The following is a 7,192-nucleotide window of genomic DNA, read 5'->3' as shown; positions in this document are numbered from 1 at the left end:
TAGAGTATAAGAACGCTTGTTTAACTCAAGCCTTGAGCCTTTTTCAGATTTTTCCAGACTTTTTAAGACAACAAGTTTTTACCTGGCGGCCATAGCATTGTGGCCCCACCTGATCCCATGCCGAACTCAGAAGTGAAACGCAATTGCGCCGATGATAGTGTGGGGTTTCCCCATGTGAAAGTAGGTCTCTGCCAGGCTCTTATTAAAAGTAAAAAGGCCACCCTAACGGGTGGCCTTTTTGCGTTTTAGCAACTGCGTTGCAGGACTACTTGCGGGGAACACAGATGTGAAAGCTCTCCGCGGTTAGAAAACCTTCGGCAGCGATGATTCAATTCCGATTATCTTTTATAGCCCTTCAGGGACTCGCAGAGCTCGCCCCGCTCAATGGGCTCGAAGCAATGCTTCTCGAAATCTCCATTTCGCCTGCCAGGCTCACATAGAGGTGGCAGTTGCGTGTTTGCGGAACACCTTTAGTAGCGATGAATCATTACCGTGCTTCTTCTCATTACTATCAGGTCGCATCGCATCTCGCCAAGGACGGCGAGAGTAGAGCAATGCAGGAGCACATTGTCGAGATGCTCCCGCTACGTTGGCTCAGAGCAATGCTCTTCGAAACCCCAACTTCGCCTGCCAGGCTCTTATTAAAACGAGAAAGCCCATCTAAACTTCGTATATGCGCTACCGCGCAAACCCACTTGCGGGGAATGTGCGCTCGTTGCTGAAGACCTTTATCTACGCTGATTGATTACCGCGTATCTCTAATAGGCCGTTAAGGGTTTCGCAGAGCTCAACCCGCTCGCAAGGCGTAAAGCTATGCTTTACGAATTCCCTTACTCGCTGTGAAAGTAGGCGTTAACATCCCAAAGACTTCTCTATCCGAATTGCATTAAACCCACGCTGTAAAAGTTGCGTGTTTGCGGAACAACAATCGGTGCGATGAATTGTCGAGATTCTCTCGCTACATTGGCTCGAAGCGTTGCTTCTCGAAACCCCAACTTCGCCTGCCAGGCTCCAAATACACGACAAACCCTATCGCTAACGCGGAAGGGTTTTTGCGTATAAGCGCTGACGGCAATATGCTCCTGCATTGCTCTACTACCGACATCCATGTCGGCAGCGCAGAAACCCACATGCGGGGAACGCACATTGCCCACAAAACAGCCTTATCGTAGCTGATTCATGAATGCATATCTGTTTGAGGCCGTTAAGGACCTCGCTGTGAAAATAGGCGCAGACATCCAGAAATCTTCCGCCGGACCTTCATTCTCGCTGATTGATTACCGCATATCTATTTGCGGCCGTTAAGGACCTCGCATCTCGCCGAGGACGGCGAGAGTAGCCAATGCAGGAGCACATTGTCCAGATACTCCCGTTACGTTGGCTTAAAGCTACGCTTTACGAAGCCCTAATTTTACCCTGCGCGGGCTCTAATTAAACGACCAACCCTATCGCTAACCCGGTAAGTTTATCCGTATAAGCGCTGACAGCAATGTGACTATTGGTGGGACTTCGTCATATTCAACAAGCGATGAGTGTTTGAAACAATACTTGACGATATTTGATCCGTGTTTATCAAGCGTTGTTGTTCGTTGTAGTTTAAAATTACCTTAGTAGTTATAAAGCGCTTGGAATTGTTTATGGAATTTGAATTTAGGTATGACGAGATGATGGATCAATACATTGCTCGTTTTGAAGCGGGGTTTGAGTTGTTCGAGGCGTGGTTTACCGATGAGCTTGGGCGCAATAAAGAGCTGCTGGCTACGGTACAGACCAATATTGAACAATTGCAGAGCCGGAAGGCGCTTCACTGGCAGCATTGTGGTCGAGAGTTGTTGCTAGATTTGGATCACGAAAGCGCGGTGCTTAAGTTCAACGCTAGTGACGATGATGAAGCGCTCTATCAAAATGAATTAGAGGTTTATCGCGGTGAAGCGCAATGCGGTTTAGAAGATTTTGCATCTGCGCTTATACAATGGAAAAGCTTTGTGCGTTTATGAGGCTTTAGTTTGTTGTAATTTCCTCTAACCAGTTGGCTATCGATCTAATTTGCGCTGGGCAAATACTGTGATCCATTGGAAAGCTTTCGAAGCGTGGTTCATATCCTTGTTCGAGTAAGAAGGATTTAGCATCTAAAGCAAATTGCTCTGGAACTACGTCGTCATGACTTCCGTGCTGAATTAAAATCGGTAGAGTTGCGTTAGTTACTTGTTCAGTAATTCGACGTCGGCTTGCAATGTAGCTCGACATAATCAGTAAGCCGGCAATATCTGCTTGGTACTGCGCCATTGCTTGGTAAGCGACCGCTCCGCCTTGCGAGAATCCGGCGATAAAGATCTTTTCGCTGTTAATCCCTTGCGCTACTTGCTCTTCGATAAGCGCTATCACTTGTTCGACACTGTGGTCGAGTTGAGCCATATCAACTTTGCGCCGCGGTAGCATCTGTTGAATGTCGTACCAAGCGCTCATTTCAAAACCAGCATTGACAGTGATCGGCCTAACTTTGGCGCTCGGAATGACAAATCTAATATTGAGAGTTGATGATTTGGTGATTGCTCGGGCTAATGGTTCTAAATCACTCCCGTTAGCGCCGAGCCCATGTAGCAGCACCATGCAATATTCAGCAGTTTGTGTTGGTTCAGCAATAATTAGATTTTCTTTAAGCATAAATACTATTTCCAGCACTGGCTTTAATTTATAGTGAATTCTTACGCTAGAGAATAGGCATAAGAAAATCAATAGTATATGACTAACGATCGCATAACTTTCAAAGAACGTATCTATTCCGTAGTTGGAAGCATACCCAAGGGCAAGGTTTTAACCTATAAAGCTGTGGCTCAACTCGCCGGAAATTCTACAGCTGCAAGAGCTGTAGGTACGTGTCTAGGGCAAATTCCCCATGATAGTAAGCTTCCATGGCACCGCGTCATCAACTCGCAAGGCAAAATATCGTTCGAGCTGGGCAGCGACCGTTTTGTGGCTCAAAAACAACGCTTGCAAGATGAAGGTGTCATGTTTGTAGGCCAGCGCTGTAATCTTAAACAATACTTATGGGATCTATAAAAAATGAGCGGAGTATCGACGTAATATGTCCTATATCACTAAAAAGTTTGCCTTGTCGGTCAAAGCGCGTGGTTTTCATCTGATTGATGATCAAATCTTAGCCGCCTTACCAGAGATATCGACCTTCAAGGTGGGTATCTGCAATCTAGTCTTGCAGCATACTAGTGCAAGTTTATCTTTAAATGAGAATGCTGACGCGACTGTTCGAGGGGATCTGGAACGATTTTTTAACCACCTGTTACCTGAACCGGTTACTTATTTCGACCACAATTATGAAGGTTATGATGACATGCCGGCCCATGTGAAAAGTTCACTTTTGGGCGTTAACCTTACTCTGAATATTGTTGGCGGACAGCTGCAACTTGGTACTTGGCAAGGTATCTATTTAGGTGAACATCGAGATAATGCCGGCGCTCGCGTAGTTAGTGCTAACTTACATGGCGAGCTCTATTGAACTTGATAATGGACGATTACTTGGATCGTGTTAAATAAAGTAAGCAATGATCGACGAGACACCTGAGATAAAGCAAACCAGCATAGTAAGTGTGCGTACTTGCTCTCTTGGGATCCTGCTTGCAAATCGCCTACCCACCCATGCTCCTAACAAGACTGCGGGTAGTAATGGCGCTGCCAACTTAAGGTGAGTGAAATTCAAATGCCCGATTGGTGCAAGAACAAGTAGGGACATTACACAGCTAAATACAAAAAAAGCAGAAAGATTCGCGCGTAAATATTCGGCTTTTTGATGTTGTAGCAATAGTGCCATTGGTGGGCCGCCTATTGAACTGGTTGTGCCCATAAATCCAGACAAAAAGCCTGCTATCCCCATTCGAAATTGGTTAGGTTCCAGGCGAAATGGAGAATAACTAACGGCTACAGCAAAAATTACAATAGCCCCTAGCCATAACGATAGCGCTTCAGTATGGAAGTGGACCAGAAACCAAGCACCAAGTAGTGAGCCTGGAATTCTTCCAACAATTGCTGACCATAGACCCTTAAAACTTAGGTTTTCACGATATTGATAACAAGTAATTGAAGAGATGATCAGCGCCATCATAATTATTGGAGCCGGTACATAGTCTTCGTTAAGTAAAAATAGCCAAGGAGCGGCTACAATAGCTAAGCCAAAACCGATAGTGAATTGTACCGTTGCACCTACAAAAATAATGGCCATTGCGGCGAGTATTGTATAAATATCCATCACAAGTTTTGACCCAAATCGAGTCGATAAACACGGCTTTGATTGTCGCGACTGCGCACGGCGCTCAATAGATACAGATTCTGGTCTTTTACAGCGAGCGCTACAGCTTGTTCATTTATCGCTAAACTTATTTGGAATTGCTTAGATATTTTGAAGTTGGTCAAATCTACTTCATAGATAGTTCCACTGTCTTGGCTAAGTATGTAGTAGCTATTATTAAGTTTCGTGATACTACTTAATGCCGACTCACTTGGGTCTATAGGTCGTCCGCTATGCAGCTCCAATATTGGCATTGTTTTAAGCAGCTGCCCTTCTCGGCTATGTTGGTAACAGAGCTTTGCACCTAAATGTTCGCAGCTAACCAGCAGCTCCAAGTCGGGATCCCAAAGCATGGCTCGGGTTCTATGGCGCAATCGATCTTGAAACAACTTACGTTTACCAACATAGCTCCAAGCTTGTTGCTCGAGTTTGAGAAAAATTAGCTTACTGTCAAATGAGCTCGCCGCGAGCTGCTCACTATTGATTAAGCTCAGGCCAAAGAGGTCGCCACTACTTTCCAAATCGACGCGGTCGATGTACGTGAAATTTTCGTCAAAACGCAGTAGTTGGGCGGGACGCGAGCCCAAGAGGTCGTTCGAACTCTGGGTACCGAGCAACCAGCTTTGAGAGCTAGCATGCCAAATAAGGCTCGCCGCAGGCTCTGGACTAGAAAAACTAGCCTGAGCTGTCAAACCAATAGGGTTCTCAAGTGAATTTTGAGTTGAGTTTTGCTGGGATAATGATAGATAGACACCAAATAAGGCAAAACCGAATAAACAGATGACGAGCAGTATGATTTTTTTCATGATTCTCTACTTTGAGGCACAAAGAAAGCTTAGCCAAACGGCAACTTTGTTAGATCAATGATGGTACACCTGGGATGAAGGATTGGCTACTGTCCTATAGACGGGTATGCTGACAACTTACTTATACAAAGGAAGATATTATGAAGTGGTTGGTATGGGCTCTAGTGGTTGTTATTGGTGTGTTTGTTGCTAAACGATTTATGTCCAATGGTTCAGGATATGATGAAAATGTAGCTGCCGGTCAGCTATTTCTAGATCAAAACCAGCAACATGAGTCAGTAGTGGTTACGGAGTCGGGCCTGCAGTACCAGTACCTAGAGCGTGGGCAAGGAGAGGTACATCCTCAAGCCAGTGATAAAGTTGAGGTTCATTATCATGGCACACTTATCGACGGCAAAATATTTGATAGTTCAGTTGACCGCAAGCAAACGATTGAATTTGGCGTCACGCAAGTTATTAAAGGTTGGCAGGAAGGCTTACAACTAATGGTTGTAGGCGATAAAGTGCGATTTACTATCCCTAGCGATTTAGCTTATGGAAAGCGCAGTGCTGGCAGCATCCCTCCCGGTTCGGTTTTAGTTTTCGATGTTGAACTCATCGCGATTAAGTAAGTAGTGCCGCAATCCATGTTGCGAGTCTATAGTCTAAGCCTTTTATGCATGTTGGCTTTTGCCGCAAATTCCTACTTTTGTCGGTGGGCGCTTGGCGATCAAAGCATTGATGCATTTAGCTTCAGTTTTGTGCGGCTGTTTAGTGGTGCAGTTGCGTTGTGCATTATTGCTATGCTTAAAACTAAAGTGAGTTTAAATCTTAAACTGTTGCGAAAGCATGGTTCTTGGTTGGCGGCTACGTCATTAAGTGTGTACGCCATATCATTTTCTGTTGCTTACCTATACTTGGATACAGGCACAGGTGCGCTAGTTTTGTTTAGTGCGGTGCAACTAACGATGCTTGGCTTTACTTGGTGGCAAGGCGTACGACCGAGTTATGGCGAGCTTTTGGGCAGTTTAATTGCCTTTAGTGGGTTTGTGTATTTAGTATTTCCGCAACTGAGCCAACCTGACTTTATCGGCTTTGTGTTAATGACAGCCTCTGGAATAGCATGGGCAGCCTATACCTTGATTGGACGAGGAAGCAAAGCCGCAGTACTTGATAGCTGGGCCAATTTTAGTCGCGCTGTCGTATTTGCTGCGCTAGCACTAATTTTAATGTGGCAACAGATACAGCTCAGTACTGCTGGTTTGATATTCGCTGTGCTTTCTGGGGCGCTTGCTTCAGGTTGTGGCTACGCGCTTTGGTATAGCGTTCTGCCGCACCTTAAAGGGCAACAGGCAGCTGTTATGCAACTTAGTGTGCCAGTTCTCGCTGCTGCAGCTGGCAGTTTGATGCTCTCTGAAGATCTTAGCTTGCGCTTTATCTGGGCCAGTTTGGCGACACTCGGAGGTATTATGTTAGTGATTGCAAGCTCAAGGAAAAAAGATGCCTAAACCCAAGTGCTTACTCTTTGATATTGGAAATGTATTGGTCGAACTCAATGGTCGACCGATTCAACAGCAATGGTTAAAGCAAAAACTAAGCCTCGAAGATAACTGGCGGGCTTGGATTGAATCGCCCATTGCTATCGCATTTGAAACTGGCGAAATTGGCCAGCAGGAGTTTGGCGATGCAATTGTAAATCAGCTGCGGCTTAACATTAGCAGCCAGGAATTTTTGTCGCATTTTAAAGTATGGCCACATCGTGTGTATCCAAAGGTGTTTGAGACACTTGAAGTGCTTCGAGAGAACTATATATTAGCGATCTTTTCCAACACTAATGGGCTCCATTGGTCATATCTGATGAGCGAACTAGAACTACAGGGTAAGTTTGACTATTATTTCGCGTCACATCTAATCGGAATGGCGAAACCGCAGCCAGCGGCATTTACTAAGGTACTCGAGTGGATGAATGTGGATGCACAAGAGGTGTTATTTTTAGATGACAATCAGGCTAATATAAATGCTGCGAGCCAACTCGGCATACAAACCGAATTGGTGTTAGGCTTTGAACAGGCTATCAAGGTATTGCAGGCTCGAGAAATTCTGTAGA

At 45.2% G+C, this 7,192-nt stretch carries 10 protein-coding genes and 1 rRNA gene; 7 read left to right on the top strand and 4 right to left on the bottom strand.

Annotated elements, in window-relative coordinates; translation table 11 throughout:
• The first annotated feature begins 81 nt into the window (after positions 1-81).
• A 5S ribosomal RNA gene (rrf, locus tag DBZ36_RS19930) occupies positions 82-197 on the top strand.
• Positions 198-872: 675 nt separating this feature from the next.
• On the opposite strand, the gene DBZ36_RS19925 is transcribed toward rrf, so the two are convergent.
• The gene (locus DBZ36_RS19925; protein ID WP_120356742.1) at positions 873-1,154 is read right to left on the bottom strand and encodes a hypothetical protein; all 282 of its coding nucleotides are present in this window, start codon (positions 1,152-1,154) and stop codon (positions 873-875) included.
• Positions 1,155-1,637: 483 nt separating this feature from the next.
• On the opposite strand from DBZ36_RS19925, the gene DBZ36_RS19920 reads away from it, so the two are divergent.
• Positions 1,638-1,997, top strand: coding sequence for a YacL family protein (locus tag DBZ36_RS19920; RefSeq protein ID WP_120356741.1), 360 nt, complete (start codon positions 1,638-1,640; stop codon positions 1,995-1,997).
• A 4-nt stretch (positions 1,998-2,001) separates the two neighbouring features.
• Here the strand turns inward: DBZ36_RS19920 and DBZ36_RS19915 are convergent, their stop codons facing one another.
• Positions 2,002-2,664, bottom strand: coding sequence for an alpha/beta hydrolase (locus DBZ36_RS19915; protein ID WP_120356740.1), 663 nt, complete (start codon positions 2,662-2,664; stop codon positions 2,002-2,004).
• A gap of 78 nt (positions 2,665-2,742) precedes the next feature.
• Between DBZ36_RS19915 and DBZ36_RS19910 the strand changes: the two genes are divergently transcribed.
• Positions 2,743-3,060, top strand: a complete 318-nt coding sequence (locus tag DBZ36_RS19910; RefSeq protein WP_120356739.1) for an MGMT family protein — start codon at positions 2,743-2,745, stop codon at positions 3,058-3,060.
• A gap of 25 nt (positions 3,061-3,085) precedes the next feature.
• Positions 3,086-3,514 (top strand): secondary thiamine-phosphate synthase enzyme YjbQ, encoded by a 429-nt coding sequence (locus tag DBZ36_RS19905; protein WP_120356738.1) that lies wholly within the window; start codon positions 3,086-3,088, stop codon positions 3,512-3,514.
• A 30-nt stretch (positions 3,515-3,544) separates the two neighbouring features.
• On the opposite strand, the gene DBZ36_RS19900 is transcribed toward DBZ36_RS19905, so the two are convergent.
• Positions 3,545-4,261 (bottom strand): sulfite exporter TauE/SafE family protein, encoded by a 717-nt coding sequence (locus DBZ36_RS19900; protein WP_120356737.1) that lies wholly within the window; start codon positions 4,259-4,261, stop codon positions 3,545-3,547.
• On the bottom strand, positions 4,261-5,106 hold the full coding sequence (locus tag DBZ36_RS19895; protein WP_120356736.1) for a hypothetical protein: 846 nt from the start codon (positions 5,104-5,106) through the stop codon (positions 4,261-4,263). The genes DBZ36_RS19900 and DBZ36_RS19895 overlap by 1 nt, the downstream gene beginning before the upstream one ends.
• Positions 5,107-5,246: 140 nt before the next feature.
• Here DBZ36_RS19895 and DBZ36_RS19890 point away from each other — a divergent pair, with 140 nt between their 5' ends.
• The 3 genes from DBZ36_RS19890 to DBZ36_RS19880 are packed head-to-tail and all read left to right on the top strand — an operon-like array spanning position 5,247 to position 7,191.
• The gene (locus DBZ36_RS19890) at positions 5,247-5,717 is read left to right on the top strand and encodes an FKBP-type peptidyl-prolyl cis-trans isomerase (RefSeq protein ID WP_120356735.1); all 471 of its coding nucleotides are present in this window, start codon (positions 5,247-5,249) and stop codon (positions 5,715-5,717) included.
• A 15-nt stretch (positions 5,718-5,732) separates the two neighbouring features.
• The gene (locus tag DBZ36_RS19885) at positions 5,733-6,593 is read left to right on the top strand and encodes a DMT family transporter (protein WP_120356734.1); all 861 of its coding nucleotides are present in this window, start codon (positions 5,733-5,735) and stop codon (positions 6,591-6,593) included.
• The gene (locus DBZ36_RS19880; RefSeq protein ID WP_120356733.1) at positions 6,586-7,191 is read left to right on the top strand and encodes an HAD family hydrolase; all 606 of its coding nucleotides are present in this window, start codon (positions 6,586-6,588) and stop codon (positions 7,189-7,191) included. Before DBZ36_RS19885 ends, DBZ36_RS19880 begins: the two co-directional genes overlap by 8 nt.
• The last annotated feature ends 1 nt before the right edge of the window (position 7,192 follow it).

Origin of the sequence: Alginatibacterium sediminis (assembly GCF_003610775.1) — a bacterium.
In the GTDB taxonomy this organism is placed as follows: Bacteria; Pseudomonadota; Gammaproteobacteria; order Enterobacterales; family Celerinatantimonadaceae; genus Alginatibacterium; species Alginatibacterium sediminis.
This window is presented reverse-complemented; position numbering and strand designations above follow the sequence as displayed.